Annotated in this window: 23 protein-coding genes and 1 other annotated feature (1 of these 24 only partly in view); of the genes, 16 read left to right on the forward strand and 7 right to left on the reverse strand. The window is 33.7% G+C overall.

The genetic code is table 11. From position 1 onward, the window contains the following. Window positions 1-149, reverse strand: a binding site (T-box leader) (it extends 224 nt beyond the left edge of the window). A 172-nt stretch (window positions 150-321) separates the two neighbouring features. Continuing rightward, window positions 322-1,161, forward strand: coding sequence for a ParB/RepB/Spo0J family partition protein (locus tag KA894_RS05445; RefSeq protein ID WP_103372644.1), 840 nt, complete (start codon window positions 322-324; stop codon window positions 1,159-1,161). 179 nt (window positions 1,162-1,340) lie between these two features. Here KA894_RS05445 and KA894_RS05450 read toward each other — a convergent pair whose 3' ends face one another. Continuing rightward, window positions 1,341-2,945, reverse strand: a complete 1,605-nt coding sequence (locus tag KA894_RS05450; RefSeq protein WP_119487878.1) for an amidohydrolase — start codon at window positions 2,943-2,945, stop codon at window positions 1,341-1,343. 290 nt (window positions 2,946-3,235) lie between these two features. On the opposite strand from KA894_RS05450, the gene KA894_RS05455 reads away from it, so the two are divergent. The 7 genes from KA894_RS05455 to KA894_RS05485 all read left to right on the forward strand — a co-directional run bounded on the left by KA894_RS05455 (window position 3,236) and on the right by KA894_RS05485 (window position 10,842). Further along, on the forward strand, window positions 3,236-4,381 hold the full coding sequence (locus tag KA894_RS05455) for a globin domain-containing protein (protein ID WP_119487877.1): 1,146 nt from the start codon (window positions 3,236-3,238) through the stop codon (window positions 4,379-4,381). A 398-nt stretch (window positions 4,382-4,779) separates the two neighbouring features. After that, window positions 4,780-5,880 carry an amidohydrolase/deacetylase family metallohydrolase gene (locus tag KA894_RS05460; RefSeq protein ID WP_103372498.1) on the forward strand — a complete coding sequence of 367 codons (1,101 nt, stop codon included), beginning with the start codon at window positions 4,780-4,782 and terminating at the stop codon, window positions 5,878-5,880. Continuing rightward, entirely contained in the window at window positions 5,858-6,964 is a 1,107-nt protein-coding gene (locus tag KA894_RS05465; RefSeq protein WP_119487876.1) for a DgaE family pyridoxal phosphate-dependent ammonia lyase, read from the forward strand. The genes KA894_RS05460 and KA894_RS05465 overlap by 23 nt, the downstream gene beginning before the upstream one ends. Further along, the gene (gene dagF, locus KA894_RS05470) at window positions 6,964-7,713 is read left to right on the forward strand and encodes a 2-dehydro-3-deoxy-phosphogluconate aldolase (protein ID WP_096811134.1); all 750 of its coding nucleotides are present in this window, start codon (window positions 6,964-6,966) and stop codon (window positions 7,711-7,713) included. The genes KA894_RS05465 and dagF overlap by 1 nt, the downstream gene beginning before the upstream one ends. After that, a complete protein-coding gene (locus tag KA894_RS05475; protein WP_103372499.1) occupies window positions 7,706-8,722 on the forward strand; it encodes a sugar kinase in 1,017 nt (338 codons plus the stop codon). Before dagF ends, KA894_RS05475 begins: the two co-directional genes overlap by 8 nt. Before the next feature lie 7 nt (window positions 8,723-8,729). Then, window positions 8,730-9,455: a GntR family transcriptional regulator gene (locus tag KA894_RS05480; RefSeq protein WP_096811133.1), complete on the forward strand. Its 726-nt coding sequence runs from the start codon at window positions 8,730-8,732 to the stop codon at window positions 9,453-9,455. A gap of 52 nt (window positions 9,456-9,507) precedes the next feature. Beyond that, a complete protein-coding gene (locus tag KA894_RS05485; protein ID WP_096811132.1) occupies window positions 9,508-10,842 on the forward strand; it encodes a GntT/GntP/DsdX family permease in 1,335 nt (444 codons plus the stop codon). Window positions 10,843-11,110: 268 nt separating this feature from the next. On the opposite strand, the gene KA894_RS05490 is transcribed toward KA894_RS05485, so the two are convergent. The 6 genes from KA894_RS05490 to KA894_RS05515 form a co-directional block, all read right to left on the reverse strand. Further along, a complete protein-coding gene (locus tag KA894_RS05490) occupies window positions 11,111-12,166 on the reverse strand; it encodes a DUF418 domain-containing protein (RefSeq protein WP_157772561.1) in 1,056 nt (351 codons plus the stop codon). A gap of 201 nt (window positions 12,167-12,367) precedes the next feature. Further along, window positions 12,368-12,838 (reverse strand): hypothetical protein, encoded by a 471-nt coding sequence (locus tag KA894_RS05495; RefSeq protein WP_207572946.1) that lies wholly within the window; start codon window positions 12,836-12,838, stop codon window positions 12,368-12,370. Between the two features lie 43 nt (window positions 12,839-12,881). Next, window positions 12,882-13,631 (reverse strand): glucose 1-dehydrogenase, encoded by a 750-nt coding sequence (locus tag KA894_RS05500; RefSeq protein WP_096811129.1) that lies wholly within the window; start codon window positions 13,629-13,631, stop codon window positions 12,882-12,884. Between the two features lie 25 nt (window positions 13,632-13,656). After that, window positions 13,657-14,412: an SDR family NAD(P)-dependent oxidoreductase gene (locus tag KA894_RS05505; RefSeq protein WP_096811128.1), complete on the reverse strand. Its 756-nt coding sequence runs from the start codon at window positions 14,410-14,412 to the stop codon at window positions 13,657-13,659. Next, a complete protein-coding gene (locus KA894_RS05510) occupies window positions 14,405-15,685 on the reverse strand; it encodes an MFS transporter (protein ID WP_115342480.1) in 1,281 nt (426 codons plus the stop codon). The genes KA894_RS05505 and KA894_RS05510 overlap by 8 nt, the downstream gene beginning before the upstream one ends. A gap of 27 nt (window positions 15,686-15,712) precedes the next feature. Then, window positions 15,713-16,156: a MarR family winged helix-turn-helix transcriptional regulator gene (locus KA894_RS05515; RefSeq protein ID WP_096811127.1), complete on the reverse strand. Its 444-nt coding sequence runs from the start codon at window positions 16,154-16,156 to the stop codon at window positions 15,713-15,715. A 79-nt stretch (window positions 16,157-16,235) separates the two neighbouring features. Between KA894_RS05515 and KA894_RS14685 the strand changes: the two genes are divergently transcribed. The 8 genes from KA894_RS14685 to cobA all read left to right on the forward strand — a co-directional run bounded on the left by KA894_RS14685 (window position 16,236) and on the right by cobA (window position 24,213). Next, window positions 16,236-16,511, forward strand: coding sequence for a hypothetical protein (locus KA894_RS14685; RefSeq protein WP_234420412.1), 276 nt, complete (start codon window positions 16,236-16,238; stop codon window positions 16,509-16,511). Next, window positions 16,493-16,681 (forward strand): GNAT family N-acetyltransferase, encoded by a 189-nt coding sequence (locus KA894_RS14690; RefSeq protein ID WP_229719035.1) that lies wholly within the window; start codon window positions 16,493-16,495, stop codon window positions 16,679-16,681. Before KA894_RS14685 ends, KA894_RS14690 begins: the two co-directional genes overlap by 19 nt. 5 nt (window positions 16,682-16,686) lie before the next feature. Continuing rightward, window positions 16,687-17,421 (forward strand): SDR family NAD(P)-dependent oxidoreductase, encoded by a 735-nt coding sequence (locus tag KA894_RS05525; RefSeq protein ID WP_115342479.1) that lies wholly within the window; start codon window positions 16,687-16,689, stop codon window positions 17,419-17,421. 398 nt (window positions 17,422-17,819) lie between these two features. Beyond that, the gene (locus KA894_RS05530) at window positions 17,820-18,266 is read left to right on the forward strand and encodes a helix-turn-helix domain-containing protein (RefSeq protein ID WP_115342478.1); all 447 of its coding nucleotides are present in this window, start codon (window positions 17,820-17,822) and stop codon (window positions 18,264-18,266) included. Window positions 18,267-18,945: 679 nt separating this feature from the next. Then, window positions 18,946-19,680, forward strand: coding sequence for a phosphoadenylyl-sulfate reductase (locus KA894_RS05535; RefSeq protein WP_107644390.1), 735 nt, complete (start codon window positions 18,946-18,948; stop codon window positions 19,678-19,680). A gap of 187 nt (window positions 19,681-19,867) precedes the next feature. Continuing rightward, window positions 19,868-21,691 carry an assimilatory sulfite reductase (NADPH) flavoprotein subunit gene (locus KA894_RS05540; RefSeq protein WP_182478034.1) on the forward strand — a complete coding sequence of 608 codons (1,824 nt, stop codon included), beginning with the start codon at window positions 19,868-19,870 and terminating at the stop codon, window positions 21,689-21,691. After that, window positions 21,681-23,417, forward strand: coding sequence for an NADPH-dependent assimilatory sulfite reductase hemoprotein subunit (locus KA894_RS05545; RefSeq protein ID WP_119487944.1), 1,737 nt, complete (start codon window positions 21,681-21,683; stop codon window positions 23,415-23,417). Before KA894_RS05540 ends, KA894_RS05545 begins: the two co-directional genes overlap by 11 nt. A 22-nt stretch (window positions 23,418-23,439) precedes the next feature. Next, window positions 23,440-24,213 (forward strand): uroporphyrinogen-III C-methyltransferase, encoded by a 774-nt coding sequence (cobA, locus tag KA894_RS05550; RefSeq protein ID WP_096811120.1) that lies wholly within the window; start codon window positions 23,440-23,442, stop codon window positions 24,211-24,213. Window positions 24,214-24,217: the final 4 nt, after the last annotated feature.

A 24,217-nucleotide genomic window follows, 5' to 3' on the forward strand; every position in this document is an offset into this window, starting at 1 on the left:
ATCGCTGTAACGGGCGAACCCGTTGATACCTCATATTGGCATCAACACTCAAAGGCCATTTTCAAACTTTCTTTCTGTGTCTCCTTTCAGCAAGCGAAGACTCTCTGTGTCAGCAGTGTAAATTCTACTTTCCTTATTACTGTGTGTTGCTATTTCGAATTTGTTACATTTTAGGTTACACACTTAAATGACTTTTGTCAACAATTTATCTGAAAATTTAGATTTAATCAATAATTCCGAATTATGTTTTTCATTGTGACAGTGATGATATACTAGGATTAAATAAAAAGGTTATATTTGTCAGGAAAGTAGGTGTACACGATGAGAGATTCAATAGATGAACGTCTTAAATTAGATCAAAATGCTCAAGTCAATGAAATTGAAATTCAAAAAATCAAAGCAAACCCTTATCAACCCAGAAAAACATTCGATCAAGCACGCTTGAAGGATTTAGCTGAATCAATTCAACTGCATGGTATTTTGCAACCTATCGTGTTAAGAAAAACCATAGCGGGTTACAACATTGTAGTAGGGGAACGTCGGTATAGAGCTTCAAAGATAGCTGGGTTGACTCATATACCAGCAATAATTAAAGAATTAACTGATGAAGATATGATGGAACTCGCCGTGATTGAGAATCTCCAACGTGAAGATTTAAACGCTATAGAAGAAGCAGAAAGTTACAAAAAGTTAATGGAGGATTTAAAACTTACACAGCAAGACATTGCAACGCGTTTGAGCAAATCTAGACCATACATAGCTAATATGTTACGTTTACTCCAATTACCTAAAGAAGTCACTGGGATGGTGAAAGACGGCAAGCTTTCAGGGGCTCATGGTCGCACCTTACTAGCGATAAAAGATAAGCAAAAAGTAAAAAAAATAGCTCATCAAGCCTCCCGGGAGTCTTGGAGCGTACGTTCACTCGAGCAATATGTGAACACATGTAATGATGGTAAGACAAAGCAAAGCACTTCATCACAACCCGCTTCAAAGCCTAAGTTTATTCAACAACAAGAGCGCCAATTAAAAGAACAATATGGTGCAAATGTTATGATATCTACAAAGCATAAAAAGGGACAGATAACATTCGAGTTTAAATCTGAAGCAGAATTTAAAAGATTAATCCATCAACTTAATGAAAAATATAAAGAAGAATAAGACAGAAACCATGATCCGCAATAAGCGTTACGATATCGCTAAAGCAAAGATGACTAGGAGTGAAAAAAGCTTGTTTTGCTTATAAGCGTATTTTCATTCCAGTCACCTACTACCTATATAAAACTCAAAGCAGAGATATTGATCGCTTTGTCTCTTGATTATTGAATGAGAAGGAAGGCTTATTTCTTGTAAACAACTTGCCCATTACAGATTGTCATTTCGATAAGCGAATTATTTAATGTTGTATGCGTATCTAATGGATTTTGATTTAATACAACAAAATCGGCAACTTTTCCAGCTTTAATCGTGCCTTCACTTTGTTCTGTATGGTTTAATTTAGCAGCGTCTGCTGTCATTTTTTTAAAAGCTTCATCACGTGTTAAACGTTGGTGTTCTCCTAGAGTGTCGCCATCTTTAGTTTTTCTATCTACAGCAATTTGAATAGACTCTAAAGGAGATATTGGTGTCACAGGGGCATCTGTATGAAGCGTAAAAGTCATACCGCTATCTTCTGCCCATTTCACAGGGTTTAAATTTTGTGCCTTATCATTACCTAAAAATACATCTCGATGTAAGTCTCCAAAATAATAAACATGATTAATAAAGAATGATCCGCCAATATGGTGTTTTACCATTTCTTGTATGTCTGATTTTGAAATAGTTTGTAAATGTTCGATTCTGTTACATAATGGGTTAGTTTTAAATTCCGCTGTTTTTTTATACGCTTCAATAACCGCTGAAGCTGCGGCATCACCATTAGCGTGTGTAACAATATTATAACCTAACTGCTGGAAGTGTTTGAACTTTTCAATCATATGGTGTTGTTTCAATAAAGGTTTTGGTGGTTCAGTGCCATCTAAGTAGGCTCCTCTAATAGAAGCAGTTTGTAATTGTATTGAACCATCATTGAAAAATTTCACACCGCCAAGATGACTCATATGATTACTATAGGTTTGAAAATCGCGTTCAATCGTATCAGCGTGAACGTCTTGAAACTTAGGGTGATGTTCTAGTAATTGATGGGTTATCATCCAACGTGTGCGTATGCGTTGTGGTTGTTTTAAAAAAGTTAATACGCCCTCATAGTCTGTTTCGCCTTTGTTACCAATTAATAAATCAGAAGTGTTCGTGATACCACTTTTAACATAATCATCAACGGCTAAGTTCATTCGGTGCGCAATATCTTCAGGTGTGGGTTCTGGCAGAACTGACATTAATTTTTCTGTAGCAGGCATTTCGATTAATACACCGTTAACTTTACCTTCATTATCACGCTCATAATAACCGCCTTCAGGATTGTCATCTGTAAAACCAATACCCATGAGTTCAAGTGCTTTTGTATTTGCAGTTGCCATATGTCCTGAATAATGCATAACAGCAATTGCGGTATCCGTAGATATTTGATCTAAATCATAGCGGTTTGGATGTCTTTGTTCATCTAGATCTTTCTCGTTGTAACCATAACCAATCAACCAACCGTCATGAGTTAAATGCTCTTTTTGTGTTTTAAAAATAGCAATGATATCATCCATATTTTTAATATTAGAATCAGCACAATTGACCATTAATTTGGTCATTCCATAAGCGGTTGGATGACTATGCGTATCGATAAATCCAGGTATAATATATTGGCCATTTAAATCAATTGCATCTGGGTTTTTAACCTTTTCGTCTTGAGTAATAATATCTGTGATGATGCCGTTATTGATTATAAGTGTGCCTAAATAAGGTGTGTTTGTGTCCATATCTAAAATCATAGCGTTAATTATTTTTGAGATTTGCATATTTAATTCCTCCTAGAAGATGATTCATTTTCAATCAGAATTTTAGTCTTCTAAAAATTAATTAGCAACTATAATAACTCCTGATAAAAATTATATTTATAATTTAAGTGATATAACCTTATAAATAGAAGCACTAATAAGTTGAATATTGTGTTATTTAATAATAAAAATAAAAGTTACAAATTAATGAATATTGAATGTGAAGTTTCTGTGAAATCAACATAAAATTTGTTGTAAGAACGTTCACTTAGTACAATAATGGGGATGACGAAATAATTAGGAGGGGTTTTATGTTAACTCAAGAAGAGGTACAAATAATTAGAGAAACTGTGCCATTATTAAAAGATAAAGGGCAGACGATTACATCAACTTTCTATAAAAGATTATTCGAACAACACCCTGAATTAAAAAACGTATTCAATCAAACGAACCAAAAAAGAGGGCTACAATCTTCTGCTTTAGCAATGGCAGTGTTAGCAGCAGCTGAAAACATTGAAGATTTATCACCTATCGTTCCTGCAATCATGCCAGTTGTATACAAACATTGCGCATTGCAAGTAAAAGCAGAACACTATCCAATTGTAGGAGAAAATTTAATATGGGCCATCCAACAAGAAACTGGTTTAAATGAAGATGATCCAATTATTCAAACTTGGATTAAAGCGTACGGAGCAATTGCAGATGCGTTTATCAATTTAGAAAAAGATGTATACAGTAAAATGGCTTGGGATGGTTTTAAACCATTCACTGTAACAAATATTACTGAAGAAACTGACATGATTAAATCTTTCACAGTAACATCAGATGAAATTGACTTAAGTCAGTTTATACCAGGTCAATATATTACAGTTGATATATCTAGTGAAAAATTACCGTACAGAGCTAAAAGACATTACTCTATTGTTGATGGAGATAAAGATTTCTTAACATTCGGTGTACGTAGAGACGTTACAGAAGAGCATGAAGGCGAAGTATCCACAGTGTTACATGATGAAGTTAACGTAGGGGATACATTGCTGCTATCTGCGCCTGTAGGTGGATTTGGTTTAGCAAATAAAGCTAATAAACAATTATTCTTAGGCTCTGGCGTTGGTGTTACACCACTCGTTTCAATGTATCAAGAAGCGGTTGATGCTGATTTAACTGCAACATTCCTTCAATCAACATCTAATGCTCAGAATGTAGCTTTTGAAGAAAAATTAGAAGACATTACGGCTAAATCTTCAATAGCACAATTTGATAAACACTTCCGCGACCAAGACGGCTTTATAGATGCAGAACAATTAAAACAATATCTTGATGACGAAACGGAAGTTTACGTATGTGGTGGTAACTCGTTCCTAAAAGCAATGATTACGGAATTACAAAAATTAGAAGTGCCAATGGATAACATTCATTTCGAAACATTTATTCCAAGACTAAGCTTCTCAGTATAATTTACAAACACCCGAGCATTTGCAAAATATTGATTTTATAAGCAAAATATCTCAGCTATTAGCTGACTACCCAAAACGAGGAAATAAAATAAAAAACACGTCCGTTGATTTCATACTAAAATGAATTTATACGGAGGTGTTTTTTTATGGAAAAAATTACTTGTTTTTAGAAAGTAAAAATAGAGTAATGATTGATCACGAAAATATAAAAAATAGTACTCAAATGAACAATTAAAAATAGAGGTGAAAAGAAAATATGCAGAATTAGATATTTTAACCGTATATTTAAGATTTCACTCTATCCATCAAAATTTTAAGTGTTTCTAATTTTGTAAACATTATAATGATTGCGTTTTCAAACATTATAATGTTATAATCTTTTCGCGAGGTGAGATAGTGTGAAAAGTACAGGAATAATAAAAAATATCTCCACAATAAATGAAGAGCGTATCGATATTTTTCTTGAAGAGGGTGTAATTAAAAGTATTGGAGAGCATCATACATTAGAGGGGCCTATCCTTTTTGATGGTTCAAGTTCTTATTTATCGACGGGTTGGATTGATTTACATGTACACGCATTTTCGGATTTCAGTCCATATGGAGATGAGATTGATGAGATCGGAGTGAAACAAGGCGTTACCACAATTGTCGACGCTGGAAGCTGTGGTGCAGATAGAATCGATGAATTATATAATCGTGCATTAAATAGTGAAACAAATGTATTTTCATTTTTAAACATATCAAAAATAGGGCTCGAGAGAATTGATGAGCTATCTAATTTAACTTGGATAGACCAGCAACAATGTATTACAGCGGCGCATCAATATAAAGATATGGTCATTGGTTTGAAATCACGAATAAGCAGTAGCGTTGTGAAAGGTAACGGCACGATACCCTTGGAAAAAGCTGTGGAAATCAGTGAACAGTTGAAATTACCTATTATGACCCACATTGGTTCTGCCCCGCCAAAAATCCAAGAGGTAATACCTTTATTGCGAAAGGGAGATGTAATCACACATTTCTTAAATGGTAAAGATAATAATCTGTTTGATAATAATGGCGAACCGTTGAAAGTATTAACAGAAGCGGTCAACCGAGGGGTTAATTTAGATGTTGGTCATGGTAATGCCAGTTTTTCATTTGAGGTAGCAAAGCAAGCACGAAATGCTAATATACATTTTGATACGATAAGTACGGATATTTATAAAAAAAATAGAGTAGAAGGACCAGTATTTAGTTTAGCTAATGTATTATCAAAATTTTTATATCTAGGATATACACTAAAAGAAATTATTTACGCAGTAACGCAAAAACCTGCGGCAATTATTAACAAACCTAAATTGGCAGAACTTAGAGAGGGTAGTATAGCGAATCTGACTATATTTGACGTGGTTGAAGAAGAGCAAATGTTTACTGATTCGTCTAAACAAACGGTTAAAAGTAACCAAATAATTAAAGAAAGAGGCGTAGTAGCAAATGGAAAATTCATTAAATTATAAATATGGTTTGAAACGTGTTGTTAATGCAAGTGGGAGAATGAGCATTCTTGGCGTTTCATCACCAACAGATTCAGTAATGGACGCGATGAAATTTGGCGGACAAAATTACGTAGAGATGGCAGATTTGGTTGATAAATCTGGCGCATATATTGCGAATAAGATTAATGCAGAAGATGCTGTGGTTGTAAACTCTGCGTCAAGCGGCATAGCATTATCAATTGCTGGTGTCATCACAGGGGGCAACGAACGTAAAAGTCAAAGATTGCATAACGATAAAATTGATAAAAATGAAGTGATTTTATTTAAAGGGCATAATGTTCAATATGGTGCCCCTATAGAGACAATGATTTATTTAGGCGGGGGTTCAGTAGTTGAAGTAGGGTACGCAAATGAAGGGAAAAATAAACATATAAAAGAAGCAATTAATGAAAATACAGCAGCTATTCTTTATGTAAAATCGCATCATGCAGTTCAAAAAAACATGGCATCTGTAGAAGAGGTATATGAAGTGGCACAAAGACATCATATTCCGCTTATTGTAGATGCAGCTGCAGAAGAAGATTTGAAAAAATATACACAATGCTCAGACATAGCTATTTTCAGTGGCTCAAAAGCAATACAAGGTCCTACAACTGGTATCGTTGCAGGTAAAAATTCACTCATTGAAGCTACGAAAGTGCAATTACACTTTATAGGAAGAAGTATGAAAGTGGGTAAAGAATCAACTTTTGGGTTATTACAAGCTTTAGATGAATATTTTGAGAAAGTGGACAATTCTAAAAATGAAAAACAGGAACTACAAAAATTAGAAGCGCTTAATGACTATCAAGGCATTAAGCTAGAAGTCGTTCAAGATGAAGCAGGCAGAGATATATATAGAACACGCGTATATGTGGATCCATCAATTTTAAATTTGAATGCAGAATCATTTGCTAAGAAACTAAAATCTGCTGACATAGCTATTTACACACGAGATTATGGTGTTAAACAAGGGTTCTTTGATATAGATCCTAGACCGTTAAAACGCGGTGAAATGGAGATAATATATAAAACGATTATACAGATAGTGGAAGGCGAAATTTAATGAAAATATTAGACAGATTTTATAAAGATAGCGTAGCGCTCAATGTATTAGCCAAAGGGGAACGAAATATTAAAGATGTATATCAAGCAGCAAATAAAAATGTAGTTATTGGCGTATTATCAAAAGATTATGACACTGTCAAAGACGCGGTAACTAGTATGAGTGATTTTGGTTCACACGTTGATGATGCAATATCGATTGGATTAGGTGCTGGTGATAATAGACAAGCAAAAGTTGTATCAGATATTGCAAAAGATTACCAAGGTTCACACATTAATCAAGTATTTACAAGTGTAGGACAAACAACAGCTAACACGCACGACACATCTTGGGTTAACGCTTTAGTATCACCTACAGGTAGAGTAGGTTATGTCAATGTTTCCACAGGTCCAATAAGTAGCGAAGATTCTGAAAAAGCAGTTATACCAATAAAAGCTGCTATTAATTTAATTAAAGACATGGGCGGAGATGCTATTAAATTCTTCCCAATGAGCGGTTTAGATACAGTCGAAGAATATAAAGCCGTAGCTCAGGCATGTGGAGATATGAATTTTGGATTAGAGCCTACAGGCGGTATTACCAAGGAAAATTTCGAAGAAATTCTAAAAATTGCTTTAGATTATCATGTGCCAAAAATTATACCGCATGTCTATTCTTCTATTATTGATAAAGAGACGGGTTTAACTCGTATTGAAGATGTAGAATGGTTAACTTATAAAATGAAACAATTAGTTGATCAATATGAATAAACATATTGCAGCATATGGAGAAATAATGATGCGTTTGGAAGTGCCTGATAATCTCTTGTTAAGACAAGCAGAAGATTTGAAATATTCGTTTACTGGTACGGGAGTCAATGTTGCTGGGTTGTTAGCACAATTTGGATATACTTCTAGTTTAATTAGCGCTGTACCAGATAATTCAATTGGTTCATCTGCTATTGGTGCAATACGTAGGTTAGGGATTCAAAGTAATTTAGTAATCAAAAACGACAATAATTTAGGTATGTACTTTTTAGAAAAAGGGTTTGGTAATCGTCCAAGTAATGTGACGTACACCAATAGGCAACAAAGTAGTTTTAATATTACCGGTATTTCAAAATTTGACTTGTTACAATCACTCGAAGACATTGATGTTTTGCATATATGTGGCATCACGTTAGCTATGAATCAGTTAACACGAGATAATGTTTTACAACTAGTGAAATTAGCAAAGGAACAAAATATTAAAGTAGTTTTTGATTGTAATTTTAGACCTTCGTTATGGGGAGAAAATGGTAACCAACGTGCTAAACCATATTATGAAACTATTTTATCAGAAGCAGACATCGTTATAATGAGTGAAAAAGATGCTATTCAAACTTTAGGATTATCAACGAATAAAGAGACAAAAGAAGGACAATTAGAAGCACTCCTCCCTCTAGTGGCCAAAAAATATGGAATTAATAAAATCGGGGGGACGATTCGAACTGTACAAGGGAGCAACCATAACGTCATTAAAGGATATTTATATGATAAGGGGGCTATGTATTATTCTAAAGCGTTTGATGTGGATATCTTAGACAGAATTGGTACTGGAGATGCCTATACTTGTGGGATCATTCACGGAGAACTTTCAAATATGGATCCGCAAGACACGGTGACATTTTCAACTGCTTCTTGTGTGTTAGCGCATACAATTTCTGGAGATACACCATTGTTTGATACTGATGATATAATAAAAGTTATAAATAATGAAAAAAATGATATTGAGAGGTAATTGATTTATGACGAAATTATCATCAGAAAAAGGGCCATTATATTTACAAATAAAACAAATTATTGAAGACAGAATTATCCATGGGATATATACAGTTGGAAATTATATACCGACAGAAATAGAGTTCGAAAAAGAGTTTAATGTGAGTAAAGTGACTGTAAGATCTGCAATTAAAGAATTGGTAAACTTAGGCTACTTGGAAAAGAAAAGCGGTAAAGGGACCACAGTAATTAATCATAAACAGAGGAACAACATCACAAACAATAAAAATTTCACAGAAAAACTTGTAGAACAAGGCAATAAAATACAGAAAATTATTAAAGATATTACGGTAGTTGTACACGAAGAAAATAGTCAATTATTTCAAATGTTTGGTGTGAAATCCTACAAGATAACAAGAGTCTATCTATTAAATGATCAGCCATATATACTATTCAATCATTATTTACCATATCCATTGAATCATTTAACTAATTATGATGAATTAAAGCAGAACAATGATTTATCGATATATAAAATTTTAGAAGAAGAGAAGATGGAAATCCAAAATATTGAAGATAATTTCTCTGTTGGGTTTGATGAAGAAGCTTCAATACAATTAAACCTTAATGTGTCAGAACCTTTGCTCATTAGAGAGAGAGAAACTTACGCAGTATCAGGTGAAGTTATCGAGTATAGTATTGGTTACTATAATAGTAAGTTGAAAAAATATACAATCAGTTTAAAAGATTGATGTGAAACTTTTGTAACTTGTTGGTAGCGCTAACATTAATGGGGGAACAGGGATGGATTCTAACATTTATTTATTAATCATTACGCTACTTTCAATTGTTATTGTCATACTAGGGGTTGCTTGGTGGAAATGGCATGCATTTATCAGTTTAACCGTTGCTGGTTTATTTTTAGCAATCATGGCAGGCTTATCACCTGAAAAAATTGTAACAGCTTATGAAACAGGTGTGGGAGATGTATTAGGACATTTAGTCGGCATTTTAGCTTTAGGAACCATATTAGGTAAATTGATGTCTGATTCAGGTGCAGGCATGCAAATTTCAGATTATCTAGTGAAGTCATTAGGTTATAAAAAATTACCATGGGCAATGATGTTATCAGGTTTTATCATTGGTATACCAGTGTTTTTTGAAGTGGGTATTGTTATTTTATTACCACTTGTTATTTCAATTCATAAAACTACAAAAGCAAACATATTACTTATAGCAATCCCATTATTAGCGGGCTTATCAATTGTTCATGGTATTGTGCCGCCTCATCCTGGGGCAATGACTGCAATCGGTATTTACGATGCAAATTTAGGAAAGGTATTACTTTATTCACTCATTATTGCTTTACCTACTGCGATTATTGCAGGGCCGATTTTTGGTAAGTTTATTAGTAAACGTTTAATACCAGAAAATTCACCAGACATTATTAAAGTAGATAATAAAACGAATGCATTACCAAGTGTAGCGATATCATTTTTAGTTATTGTGTTACCTGTATTGCTAATGTTGTTATCTATAATTACTCCATATTTAGGAGATATACCGAGTTTATTGAAAAATACTTTGTTATTTATAGGTAGCCCAGTTATAGCTTTATTAATTTCATGCTTTGTCGCTTTTTATTTGTTAGGTTTTAAACAAGGTATGTCAAAAAATGTAATTAAAGATTTAGTAGAAGAATGTATTTTACCATTAGGATCTATTATTTTAATTATTGGAGCTGGCGGAGGGTTTAAAGAAATACTTATTGAAACAGGCGTTGGTGACACGATTGCACAAATGACTGAAAACCTTTCGCTCTCGCCATTATTATTAGCATTTTTAGTTGCAGGTTTGATACGTGTTGCTACAGGGTCTGCAACAGTTGCATTAACTACAGCTGCGGGTATTGTATCCCCAATCATACAGCATATGTCAGGGATAAATTTAGAATTATTAGTTATAGCTACAGGGGCAGGGTCATTAATGCTGTCTCATGTTAACGATGCTGGATTTTGGATGGTTAAAGAGTATTTAGGTCTGAATGTTAAAGAAACATTCAAAACTTGGACAGTAATGGAAACATTGCTAGCGTTTATTGCTTTTAGCTTTGCTTTTATCATTAATTCGTTAATATAAGCGAGTTAAATATAAAGCTATTATATAAAAGAATTCTATTGAAGATGTTGAACTTTTAAAATAGCAAGTTAATAAAACACTATTTACTAGGCTACTAATTTCCTGAATTTTATAGGAGATAAGTAGCCCAGTTTTTGTTGGACGCTAACTTTATTATAATTTGCAACAATATCTATTAATGTATTATTGATTTTTACTATACTTCTACGAACTGAATCCGTTAGCTTAATAAGTAGCCCTTTTTAATGTACTTTATTATAAAAGAAATTCATGTTTTTGATTTCTTTATAGGTTGGATTTTTAAATAGGTTCCACAACGCCACAACCACTCTAATGGACCAAATAAAAAATAATGCATCCATATCAATGAGAAAGTAATCTGAAATAAAGTGACTGCTACATATAATAAAAGCATGCCATAAGTATGGACGGTATAATTTGAAAGAATCGGTGTTAAAATAACAACACCTATGATTGTTTGGCCTAAGTAATTCGTGAATGCCATTTTCCCATACGGAATCAATATAGAAAGGCATTTTTGTACTGGTTTAATTTGGTATAGTAATAAAATTGAAAATATATAAAATAAACCGATAATAGGGCCACTGTTTTGATTAAAGCTATGCAGTAATTCGTTATTTTGAATGAATAATGCAAGTGCCCATATAAGGAGGGTAAGTGTTAAAAACAGTAACCAATATTTTTTTAATTTAGGCAATAAACTTTTATTCGTAAAAATACCGATATAGTAAAGTGCTTGCCCTAATAACATATGTCCTAATGTTGAGAGCATGACCATTAATAAAACAAATGAATTAAGCAAATTAGGAATGTGGATACCTTTGATTTCTATAAATTTAATTAATATGGGTAAAAAATTTCCAAATGTAACCAATAAAACGCCACAACTCAGTTTTATTTTATTTGGCACGTTTTGAAAAAGTAGTAAAAGCACCCCCATGACTGCATATAGTTTAAGAATATCGCCATCCCATAATAAGGAACTTAATGCGCCAACAATAAATAAAAGAACCATTCGACGTATATGTACCCAAAGGGTTAACCCTTTTGTTTGTAAATTATTTATAAAAATAGAAGTACTGACACCAAACAAAAAAGCAAATATAAAATGAAATTTATTTAAACTGAACATTTCTATATAATTAATAACTTTACTATCAAATATGTTAATCTCTATACTTTTTGTATTAGAGGGTTCAAAAAAGTGAATATTAATTAATAGAATACCTATAATAGCTATACCACGTATAACGTCAATGAGGTTAATTCTTGTTAGCGAAGCTGTACCTTTTTGTACGCTCATTTTATCCCTCTTTTCCAATAATATAAAGCACATTATACAAGGGGGGATAAAAAATGAAAATCGAATTTGTCTTACGATTTTGTCACATTAATAATTAGTACGTGTTATGACGTTTTCGTTGTTATTGTAAGTTTGGAGTTTATTCTAATTAAACCCCACGTAATATTTTCATCAAATTTAGTTATACTATCCCTTAAAAAATTAATACATTGTCACGATCAAAATATTTTTATGTGACTTGTGTTTTTCAATTACTTTATAATATTTATCAATTGATTTTGAATAGTATTTATAAACACCATCAGAATATTGTTCAACTTTCTTAGCATCTGTTTGCATAAATGCTTTTGGGGATAAAATATTATTTGATTTATTAATAATTTTTTTAATGGTTCTATCTTCCTCTAATATATACTTTGTTTGAGTTTTTTTGTCATCATAGGTATCTTGATTCTGCCTACTGTTTAAAGTAAAGTTTCCATAAACCACATTGTTTTGTATCTTAGATGATTCTGTTTTATCAGGTAGGTTTTCTATTTTAGTATCTGATTCACCGACTTTTTCTTCTTGCTTTTCTGAATGCTGATCATGTTCTTTTTGCTCATTTTCTTGGTTGCCACATGAAGCTAATAACAACAAAATCAATAAAATAGGTGGATAAGTCTGTCTCATACATGACGTCCTTAATTAAATAGTCATATTATAATAAAACGATTTATTCTGCAGTTTCTCCGCCATCGACGGGGAGGTTAATCCCTGTAATAAAAGAAGATTGTTCAGAACATAACCACACTGCGGCATTTGCTTGTTCATTCGGTACGCCCATACGGCCCATTGGAATAGCAGATTCAAAAGCTTTCGCTTGTTCTTCTGCTTCTTGACTCCAATTTTCTACAGCTGCTGTTTTTGTCATACCAGGACAAATTGAGTTAATGCGTATGTTTTGTTTGCCAAATTCTAATGCCGCACTTTTAGTTAACCCATTAACGCCGTGTTTAGCAGAAATATAAGGCGTTAAACCAGGTGTTCCAACTAAACCACCTGTAGATGCCGTATTAACAATTGCGCCTCCACCAGATTCAAGCATAGCTGGTATCTCATATTTCAAACATAAAAATGTACCAGTTAAAGTAACATCTATTACACGCTGCCAACGGTCTGTGTCAATCTCTGTTAATGAAGCCGTTGGAGCGCCGATGCCTGCGTTATTATGCGCCCAATCCAATCGACCAAATTGTTTAACAGTTTGGTCAATTAAATTTTTAACGTCCTTTTCTTCGGCTACATTACACTTAATAAATTGTGCTTCTCCACCTTCGTCTTGAATGAGTCTTACAGTTTCATATCCTGACTCTTCAGAAATATCTGATACGACAACTTTCGCGCCTGCTTTTGCAAAGGCGATAGCACTTGCTCTACCAATGCCATTACCTGCTGCGGTTACAATACCAACTTTATTTTTCATTATTTATCACGCTTTCTTTATATGATTAATATAATTTAATACTACCACCGTCTACCATTACGGTTTGTCCAGTAATATATTGAGCATCTTTACTTCCTAGAAATACAGCGACCGGTCCAATGTCTTTTTCAACGTCTCCAAATTTTTGTAGAGGAATGCCTTGGACAACTTGATTATAATATTCTGGGTTATCTTTTCTCCATTGATCAACACCTTCAGAATAAGCAATAGGTGAAATCACATTAGCATTGATACCAAACGCTCCGAATTCATTTGCAATCACCCGAGTTATACCACGAATAGCTTCTTTCGCAACAACATAGGCACCTTGATTTTTATCTCCCTTAACAGCTGCGCCAGAACCAAAGTTTATAATGTTTCCTTGAGTTTCTTTTAAATAAGGAATTACCATTTGGCATAAATAAAACGTCGCATAAAACCCCGTATTAAATGACAAATTCAAATCATCTTCCGTAATATTTAAAAAACTATTCATACGAGATGCATGAGCGTTATTAACTAATATGTCAATTTGTCCATAAGTCTGTATAGTACGGTCAACACAAGCTTGTAATGATGCTTTATTACTTAAATCTGTTTTGATAAAGAAAGTATCATAACCTTGGTTGTTTAATTCTTGGCTCAATGCCTGTCCTTTTTCTTCAGCAATGTCAGCAATAACAACTTTCGCATTTTCTTTAACGTAGGCTCTTACAATCCCTGAACCAATGCCTCCTGCGCCACCTGTTACGATAGCAATTTTATTATCTAGTCTAGCCATTTAAATCACCTTTCTTTTTAGAATTCCAATATCCTTCTTTAACAAGTTTTTCTTTATTTTTAAAAGCCAAAATAATCGCAATGATATTAACCACAAATAGTAAAATAATGATAATAAGGCCCGTGGTATAGCTTCCTGAAATATCATATATAAAACCATAAGCTGGTAAAGCGACAATAGATGCAAGGGCTAAGCCAATTGATGAGGTGGAATAAATTTGACTATAGTCTTTACTTCCAAATAATGACGAAGCCATCGCTGGTGCTATTGTTCCAATCGATGAAGTAAACATTCCAAATAAGAATAAAGCAACAGCTACTACCACAATAAAATCAGGCATAGCAATCAATAAAATAGTGGCGATTAGCCCTAGTATCATAGCCAATAAACCCACTTTTTTTGCGCCAATCTTGTCTGTGAGATAACCAAATACGAGTGAACCGACAAAAACACCCACCATCAGTGCAGACATCATTGCGCCAGCAATACTAACTTTTTGTCCATGATTAACAAGATAAGTAGGGACGTGCATTGTAAAGCTTGATATAGCGGTAATAATGAAGAAAAATAGGGCTAATAAGAAAAAAGCTGGCGTTTTTTTGGCCGTAGTATACGCAATACCTTCGATGTTTTGTATTTGTTTATGGGGGTCTATATCAGTGCTTGTATCTCCATAAGCTTTTGTATTTTTATCCTTAGGAGAATTACGAATTAATAATAAAATGATAGGTGTAACAATAATAAGCACACCTAATCCTGTAATAAAGTATGCATTTCTCCAACCAAACTGACTAATTAAAGCGCCTATAATAGGTTGCGCAAATACACCCAGTAACCCTCCAATTGCTGATAAAATACCAAGGGCCAGCCCTTTCCCTTTACTAAACCATCTTTCGATTAAAACAGGACCACCTATTACAGTAATGAAAACCCCGCCGATAGCGAGTGGTATAGCTAAGAGGTACCATCCCCAAATTGAATTCATTAAACCAAATAAAGCGAACGCACCTGCTTGGAAAATAATGGCAAAAAATAATACCAACCGTGCACTATATTTAGATAATAGCTTTCCTCCAAACGGAAGAAACAGCAGGGTCACAATCGAAGAAACACTTAAATAAATCGTTAAACTCCCTACGCCTACATTTAAATCTTGGGACACAGGGGATAAAAATAAACCTGCTGAATTATTTAACGCTGCTTTACCTAATCCTACAGAAACACAGAGCCCTATTAATATTAACCACGCAAAATGTAACCTTTCTTTATGCATTTAAGCCACCTCTAAAATTCAAAATATTTATCTGCTTTCTGTATTTAAATATTTTACTCGTTCAAATAATTTCTTTTGTATGCTTAATAGTTGTTCAACTTCTTCAATATTTAAAACAGAATAAACTTCATTTCTCATGTTTTGGCCTTGCTTTTGGGCTTCTTCTAAAACTTTTAAACCCTTTTTAGTTATTGTAATCAAGACTACTCTACGGTCATTTTTTTGATGTTCTCGTAAAATATAACCTTCTTTTACAAGGTTGTTCGTTAGTTTTGTGATAGCGCCAGACGTGTACCCTAGAGCAAGTGCAAGTGTAGAAGGCTTTTGCGGACCTTCTTCTTTTAATTTTGATAAAGCTAAAATTTGTGAAATATTAACGTTTAAATTAAATTTTTTCATGAAAAGCGTCATCGTTGCATCATTAAATAATTCGGCGTTGTGAATGAGTTCAAAAAAATTATTGTTTTCCATGTTATCTCCTTCCTAAAAATAAATTGTAATGTTAATATACCAGTAAAAGGTTTCCAGGTAAAATAATAAAGGAGTAATTATGACTGTTTATATAAATAATATAAATCCATCTAATGTTAACGAAGTAAAGCAATTAAAAGTAAATTCTAAACAAATGAATTTTATTGAAACTGTACACGAATGTTTAAATGAAGCCGAGAAATTTTCTCAGTGGTGTCCTGTAGCAATTTATAACGACAATGAAATTGTAGGTTTTGCGATGTATGGTTGCTTTGGTAAAAAAAAGAAACATGGATTGATCGAATTCTCATTGATGAAAAATATCAACGTCAGGGTATTGGTCGAAAAGCAATGAGGTTATTAATGTTTTTTGTATTAGATAAATATAAAGTTAATACACTTTATTTAAGTATTGTTCGAGAGAACCAAGTAGCTAGAAAGTTGTATGAGGAGTTAGGGTTTTACTATACATTAGTGGATGATTTAAATGGGGAATTGATATTTAAATATAGCAAAGGAGCATAATAAAAATGAAAAGATTAGAAAATAAAGTGATAATAGTTACTGGTGCAGCACAAGGTATGGGAAAAACGCATGTTGAAAAATTATTAGCTGAAGGTGCAAGGGTGGCTATTACTGATATCAATAAAGAATTGGGAGAACAAGTTTCTAAAGCATTAGGAGAAAATACTATTTTTATACAACACGATGTTGTTAACGAGAGTGACTGGCAAAATGTAGTAAATATAGTAATGAATAAATGGGGGCATATTGATGTATTAATTAATAATGCTGGTATTACGTATAATACACCCCTAGAAGAATTAAGTTTAGAAAATTATATGAAAATAGTAAATGTTAACCAAGTATCCGTATTTCTAGGTATGAAAACAGTAGCAAGCATTATGAAAGCACAAAAAAATGGGTCCATCATTAATGTTTCATCTATGAATGGTTTAGTAGGAGGCGCTATAGGTTACACTGATACCAAGTTCGCAGTTAGGGGTATGACTAAAGCAGCTTCTAGAGAATTATCCCCTCATAACATTAGAGTAAATTCAGTACACCCTGGCGTTATCCAAACATCTATGTTAGAACAAGAAGGTGTTAAAGAACAAGTAGAACAATTCAAAACAACAATTCCTATGAGACGTGTTGCTCAAACTGAAGAAGTTTCTAATATGATTATTTTCCTTTCTTCTGAAGAATCGAGTTATTCAACTGGTTCTGAATTTGTAATTGATGGCGGTCTCACAGCATTGTAATAAAAACAATAATAATTTATTCGGAATAATAGTGAGCACTGTTTTATTATAAAAACCAAATTATTATATCGTCGTATTTCTAGGTGAAATACTTTGAAAATCAAATGTGTGATTACTATATATTTATAAATTTTGTAGTTATTTTAAATGTATCATTTTAATCTGTATAAGTATTCACCTTACGCTTTTGCAATTGTTTCGTGTTTTATAGCTTTTTTAATAACAACGCATATTAAAACAAAAGAAGCGTTGTTAAATATTACATTCAACGACGAAAGGCTGTTTTTCATTCTATATAAAATACGTACGCCACAATTCGGTTACATGCCGCAACTATAGGATACTTACCTGTTAGAAAAAATGCATTTAAAATATTTGGATAAGGGGGTGTAACCAAAATGGATTTTCATAATATATTAAAAAAGAAAAGAATAGAAGCTAATTTATCTCAAGAAGGTTTAGCAGATCGTTTAAATATAAGTAGGCAATCTATATCGAAATGGGAAAATGAAAAAGGATATCCAAACATTGAAACACTCCTGAAAATAAGTGACATATTTAATATCACAGTAGACGAACTTTTAAAGGGAGACGATTATTTGAAAGACAAAATAATTCAAGATAGCAAAAATTTAAAACGCCACAAATGGAAGACTTTTTTTGATGTTTTAATAGTGATTGGTCTCATATTGATAGTCGCAAAAATAGCAATCTTTATAATCACAAAAATATCTGGTAACGAAATTGATTTTTTATCTGGTTCCATTATTTATTCATTTGGGCCATTATGCTTAATGATTATTGGTGCTATAGGTACAGATATATTAAGTAAAAAGTATAAATAATACTTTACGCACGTAGACTCCCGGTATGCTTAACTGTCATAAACCTTGAATAATTGGTTTATATCGCACGATATACTAACAATTTTTCCTGATTTAGTTAAGCATTCTTTTCAATATTTTAATAAATTCATTCAACGTAAATGCCACAAGCTACGTACTTCAATTGCACGCTTCTTTTCTCGAAAATGTAAAAACACCAATTGCTCCTCCAAAATATCGTGAAGTATACAGCATATACCCAAGGCATGAAAATTCGTCAAAGAAGCCCTTTTGTCTCTCTCAATATCTTAAAAGAATACTCAATATTACCTTACTTTTAATTTTAAAAATCGTTACGTTTTTTAAATACTGGTCCTACTTTTTAGGCCTCCCCAAATCAAAATTTTTGAAAAATTTTACAAATTTCTAAAAGCGTTTAGATACGGGGAAAATTAAATATAACAAGGTTGTTATAAAATTTAATTAAAATTAGAATATAAATTGTTCGAAAGTTTGTTATGACAGTTTTTAAGACGGTTTTTAGTAAAAAAATTATAAATTTAGATATACAAATATACACTTGACATAAAAATTTACAATGAGTAAAGTGTAAATCATAATTATTTTCGAATAATTCTAAAATTAAAATCAATCTAATTATTAATTATTGATGAATGGTAAGAGGAGGGCGAATAAATTTATGCATGAATCAAAAATTACATACGACCATTTTAATGCAGATGCCTCTGAATCAATAAATATTGATGATGAAACGAAAGGCGCACGTGAAGTTGTGACATGGGCTTATCAAACCTATGGAGAGTCAGTTATTTATGCTTGTAGCTTTGGCGCTGAAGGCATGATACTGATTGATTTAATTTATAGTGTTAAAAAGGATGCTCAAATTGTATTTTTAGATACAGGACTTCATTTTCAAGAAACGTATGACTTAATTGATCGTGTTCAAGCACGTTATCCAGAATTACGTATTAAACTTAAAAAGCCAGAGCTCACTTTAGACGAACAAGCGTCACAGTATAACCCAGCACTTTGGAAAAATGCACCGAATCAATGTTGCTATATTAGGAAAATTAAGCCTTTGGAAGATGTTTTATCAGGTGCCACTGCTTGGATATCTGGATTGCGCAGATCACAGTCACTAAGTCGTCAAAATACGGTGTTCATTAATAAAGATGAACGATTCCAATCAGTCAAGATTTGCCCTTTGATACATTGGACGTGGGAGGATGTATGGCACTATATTAAAAAATATGAATTGCACTATAACGAATTGCACGATTTTAACTATCCAAGTATCGGTTGTATACCGTGTACTGCGGCTGTTGAAGGGCCTGGGGATTCACGTGAAGGAAGATGGACAAATTCAAATAAAACTGAATGCGGACTCCATACTACAGATCATCCTTCTCTATAGTTAAAATCTATTTTTTTATTATTAATCCTTAGTATTCCAATCAGATAGATATACTAAAAAGAATTGATGCCATAGCGGGCTTAAATATCATTTAGATATGTGAAACGTCATGGTTCAGTATAATTTTTAAAGATATTTGAACAAAATCTGAAAGTAATTTAAAAAATTAAAATGAGGTGAAATGGTTGTGAATTTATCTGTTATCAATAGTCCATTTGATGAAAATCAAGCTACACAGCTAAATCAAATTATTCAAAATCTCACTATTGAGCAACAAGTTTGGTTGAGCGGTTATTTAACTGCAAATTTACAAAGCGTTACAACAAAACAAGAAACGCCCTCAGAAGTTGCGCAATTTGTATTAAATAAAGGGACATCTTCAAATAGTGATAGGCACATCACTGTGCTTTACGGTTCAGAAACAGGAAACGCCCAAGGCTTAGCTGAGAAGTTAGCGGACCGCCTTGTCGAACTTAATTTTAATGTGCAACTAAATGCTATGAGTGATTTTAAAACAAAAGAATTAAAAAAAGTTGAAGATTTATTTGTGATTTCGTCCACACATGGTGAAGGTAACCCACCAGATAATGCGATAAGTTTTCATGAATTTTTACATGGTAGAAAAGCACCTAACCTAGCAGACGTCCGTTTCTCAGTATTGTCTTTAGGGGACGCATCCTATGAATTTTTCTGTCAAACCGGTAAAGAATTTGATTCGCGCCTTGAAGCACTAGGCGGGGCACGCTTAGTAGAGAGACGAGATTGTGATTTAGATTACGATGATGTGGCTGAATCATGGATGGATCATATTATTGAACAATTGAGCGACAAGTCCTTGAGTGAAGAAACAGCATCGACAACAAATGAAGTTCAGTTGACGAACGACAAACATTATTCAAAGTCTCAACCATATAAAGCAGAAATATTAGAGAATATTAATTTGAACGGTAGGGGTTCTAATAAAGAAGTAAGGCATATCGAATTACAATTTGAAGATTATGGTGAAGCGTATGAACCAGGCGATTGCTTAGTCGTTATTCCAGAAAACGATGAAAAATTGGTAGATAGATTGTTAGAAATTTTAAATTGGGACGCTCAAATAGATATACCTATCAATGAAAAAGGTGATGTCCTCACATTGAAAAACGCATTGCAACATCATTTTGAAATTACGAAACTAACTAAAACTTTGTTGCAGAAAGCTGCAGAATTATTTGATAATTCAGATTTATCAGAACATGTTTTAGATTATGAATGGATTAAATCTTATATATATGGCAGAGACTTAATTGATTTAATTCAAGACTTTCAACCTAAGGCACTTGCACCTGAAGCGCTTTATCAGTTTTTAAGAAAATTACCTCCAAGAGAATACTCCATAGCAAGTAGTTATGAAGCAAACCCTGATGAAGTACATATAACAGTTGGTGCAGTCAGGTATTACTCACATCAACGTGAGCGCCAAGGTGTGTGTTCGATTCAATTAGCTGAACGCTTGGAAGCAGGAGAATCAGCATCGGTATATTTAAAGAAAAACCCGAATTTCAAATTCCCGTTCGATGAAGCTACGCCTGTGATTATGATTGGTCCTGGAACGGGGGTGGCGCCTTTCAGATCATATTTACAAGAACGTGAAGAGCTGGGTTTAAACGGTCAGACTTGGTTGTTTTTTGGAGAACAGCATTTTACAACAGATTTTTTATATCAAACAGAATGGCAGGATTGGCTTAAAACAGGCGTGCTGAGCAAAATAGATTTAGCATTTTCAAGAGATACTAACGAAAAAGTATATGTTCAGCATAAAATTGAAGAACAAAGTGAAGCCTTCTATGAATGGCTGATAAATGGCGCTGCATTATATGTTTGTGGCGATGAACAGTATATGGCTAAAGACGTTCATGAAGCCATTCATAATGTTTTAGTCAAAGAAGGCAATATGTCTGACGAAGAAGCTGAAGTGTATTTGACACAAATGAAACAAGACAAACGATACCAAAGAGATGTTTATTAGAAAGGGAGTTGATTACGTGTCAGAATCAAATTTAAATTTTTCAAAAAAATTGGATGAGATGGAGCGTATCAAAGCAGATAGTAATTATCTTCGTGGAACAATTGTTGAAGGATTAGCAGATAGAATTACAGGCGCTATTTCAGAAGAAGACACTAAATTAATAAAGTTTCACGGCAGTTATATGCAAGATGATAGAGATATTCGCGATGAACGACGTATGCAAAAACTGGAACCCGCATATAGTTTCATGATTAGAGTTCGGGCGCCAGGTGGAGCTTCAACACCAGAACAGTGGATTGCAATGGACGACATAGCGAATCAATATGCGAATCAAACGATTAAATTAACGACAAGACAAGCTTTTCAATTTCATGGGGTCTTGAAACGTAATCTAAAGCAAACCATGTTTGATATTAATCAATCTTTACTCGATACACTAGCTGCTTGTGGAGATGTGAATCGAAACGTGATGTGTAACCCCAACCCTTATCAGTCCGATGTACATGCTGAAATCAATCAAATTGCAAGTGATATCAGTAGTTATCTTTCTCCTAAAACACAAGCATATCATGAAATTTGGTTAGATGGAGAGAAAGTGTTAGACACCAGTGACCAAGAGCCAGAACCACTATATGGCAAAACCTATTTACCACGTAAATTTAAAATTGGTATCGCTGTACCTCCTTCTAACGACATTGATGTGTTTTCACAAGATATCGGTTTGATTTCTATTATTGAAGATGGTGTTTTAGTAGGGTTCAATCTTACAGTTGGTGGCGGTATGGGTATGAAACATGGCAATACCGCAACGTATCCACAAGTGGGCCGTTTAATAGGTTATTTCCCTAAAGCAGAAGTCGTAGATGTTTGTGAAAAAATACTTACGATTCAACGTGATTATGGAAATCGTGAAGACAGAACCAACGCTCGATTTAAATACACAGTTGACCGTAAAGGTGTCTCATGGATCACTGATGAGTTAAACCGTCGTTTAGGTTGGGATTTAGAATCAAAACGTGCTTTTCATTTTGAAGATAATGGTGATCGATATGGGTGGACCGAAGGCAGTGGTAAACACCATTTTACTTTGTTTATTCAAAATGGACGTATTAAAGATACTGAAGAGTATAAATTAAAAACTGCGCTTAGAGCCATCGCTGAGATACATACTGGTGACTTTAGACTTTCTCCTAATCAAAATTTAGTTATTGCAAACGTAGAAGCGGAGAAAAAGGCGGAAATTGAAGCGTTGATAGAACAATACAATTTAACCGATGGGGCACATTATACTGGGCTACGCAGGAATTCTATGGCTTGTGTAGCGTTTCCAACTTGTGGTTTAGCAATGGCTGAATCTGAACGTTATTTACCTTCACTTATTACTAAAATAGAAGCTTTATTGGATGAAGCTGGTTTAAGTGAAGAAGAGATCACTATCAGAATGACAGGATGTCCAAACGGATGTGCACGCCCCGCGTTAGCAGAAATTGCATTTATTGGTAAAGCACCTGGTAAGTACAACATGTATCTAGGAGGCGGATTTGCTGGCGATCGTTTAAATAAATTATTTAAAGAAAATATTGATGAAGCAGAAATATTAAAAAGTTTGAGACCAATTTTATTGCAATATGCACAAGAAAGAACAGTGAATGAACGTTTCGGTAATTTTGTAGTAAGGGCAGGCATCATAGAAGAAGTGACAGACGGCCAATTATTTCATAGTTAAAATTTGGAAAGCAGGTGACAGTATGGGGAAAGTATTTTTAGTTGGTGCAGGACCTGGAGATCCTGATTTAATTACAGTTAAAGGACAAAAGGCGATTGAAAAAGCGGATGTTATTCTATACGACCGTTTAGTAAACCCAGAATTATTAGGTTATGCGTCTTTGACTGCTAAGTTGATATATTGTGGGAAAGATCCGAATCATCAGTCTATTTCACAAGCAGATACAAATCAGATGCTCGTTGATTTGGCTCAAGAAGGTCATACTGTTACACGTTTAAAAGGAGGCGACCCTTTTATATATGGTAGAGGTGGAGAAGAAGCAGAAATACTAGCTAGATATAGTATACCATTTGAAATTGTACCTGGTATTACTGCAGGTATTGCAGCGCCGGCCTATGCAGGTATTCCAGTGACTCATCGAGACTATAGTTCTTCGGTGGCTTTTGTTTCGGGTGTCATTAATAAAGATATTGATAAAGACGAATATTGGAAACACCTTGCGTTAGGGCCTGAAACGTTATGTATTTATATGGGCGTGAAAAAGTTACCTAAAATTGTTGAATTATTAACGCAAAATGGCCGTGACCAAAAGACGCCCATTGCACTCGTTCATATGGGTACTTCTCAATTACAAAAAACAGTAGTAGGCACCTTAGAAACCATCATTGATGAAGCTAAAGAGATCGAAAACCCAGCTATGATCATCGTAGGAGAAGTTGTGAAACTGCGAAACCGTATTAGTTGGTTTGAAGCAACATATAAAAATGAATTATTGACGCAACTCACATATCAATAATGGA

It is taken from the genome of Staphylococcus sp. GDY8P131P (assembly GCF_017891975.1).
Classification (GTDB): domain Bacteria; phylum Bacillota; class Bacilli; order Staphylococcales; family Staphylococcaceae; genus Staphylococcus; species Staphylococcus nepalensis.

What these genes read in the sequence shown, in the direction of transcription:
- KA894_RS05515 (WP_096811127.1), bottom strand. Translation starts at nt 16,156, where the DNA reads ATGGAAAACAATAATTTTTTTGAACTCATTCACAACGCCGAATTATTT.
- KA894_RS05450 (WP_119487878.1), bottom strand. Translation starts at nt 2,945, where the DNA reads ATGCAAATCTCAAAAATAATTAACGCTATGATTTTAGATATGGACACA.
- KA894_RS05495 (WP_207572946.1), bottom strand. Translation starts at nt 12,838, where the DNA reads ATGAGACAGACTTATCCACCTATTTTATTGATTTTGTTGTTATTAGCT.
- KA894_RS14685 (WP_234420412.1), top strand. Translation starts at nt 16,236, where the DNA reads ATGACTGTTTATATAAATAATATAAATCCATCTAATGTTAACGAAGTA.
- KA894_RS05545 (WP_119487944.1), top strand. Translation starts at nt 21,681, where the DNA reads ATGTTTATTAGAAAGGGAGTTGATTACGTGTCAGAATCAAATTTAAAT.
- KA894_RS05490 (WP_157772561.1), bottom strand. Translation starts at nt 12,166, where the DNA reads ATGAGCGTACAAAAAGGTACAGCTTCGCTAACAAGAATTAACCTCATT.
- KA894_RS05530 (WP_115342478.1), top strand. Translation starts at nt 17,820, where the DNA reads ATGGATTTTCATAATATATTAAAAAAGAAAAGAATAGAAGCTAATTTA.
- KA894_RS05505 (WP_096811128.1), bottom strand. Translation starts at nt 14,412, where the DNA reads ATGGCTAGACTAGATAATAAAATTGCTATCGTAACAGGTGGCGCAGGA.
- KA894_RS05465 (WP_119487876.1), top strand. Translation starts at nt 5,858, where the DNA reads ATGGAAAATTCATTAAATTATAAATATGGTTTGAAACGTGTTGTTAAT.
- dagF (WP_096811134.1), top strand. Translation starts at nt 6,964, where the DNA reads ATGAAAATATTAGACAGATTTTATAAAGATAGCGTAGCGCTCAATGTA.
- KA894_RS05475 (WP_103372499.1), top strand. Translation starts at nt 7,706, where the DNA reads ATGAATAAACATATTGCAGCATATGGAGAAATAATGATGCGTTTGGAA.
- KA894_RS05525 (WP_115342479.1), top strand. Translation starts at nt 16,687, where the DNA reads ATGAAAAGATTAGAAAATAAAGTGATAATAGTTACTGGTGCAGCACAA.
- KA894_RS05510 (WP_115342480.1), bottom strand. Translation starts at nt 15,685, where the DNA reads ATGCATAAAGAAAGGTTACATTTTGCGTGGTTAATATTAATAGGGCTC.
- KA894_RS05480 (WP_096811133.1), top strand. Translation starts at nt 8,730, where the DNA reads ATGACGAAATTATCATCAGAAAAAGGGCCATTATATTTACAAATAAAA.
- KA894_RS05535 (WP_107644390.1), top strand. Translation starts at nt 18,946, where the DNA reads ATGCATGAATCAAAAATTACATACGACCATTTTAATGCAGATGCCTCT.
- KA894_RS05445 (WP_103372644.1), top strand. Translation starts at nt 322, where the DNA reads ATGAGAGATTCAATAGATGAACGTCTTAAATTAGATCAAAATGCTCAA.
- cobA (WP_096811120.1), top strand. Translation starts at nt 23,440, where the DNA reads ATGGGGAAAGTATTTTTAGTTGGTGCAGGACCTGGAGATCCTGATTTA.
- KA894_RS05500 (WP_096811129.1), bottom strand. Translation starts at nt 13,631, where the DNA reads ATGAAAAATAAAGTTGGTATTGTAACCGCAGCAGGTAATGGCATTGGT.
- KA894_RS05455 (WP_119487877.1), top strand. Translation starts at nt 3,236, where the DNA reads ATGTTAACTCAAGAAGAGGTACAAATAATTAGAGAAACTGTGCCATTA.
- KA894_RS05485 (WP_096811132.1), top strand. Translation starts at nt 9,508, where the DNA reads ATGGATTCTAACATTTATTTATTAATCATTACGCTACTTTCAATTGTT.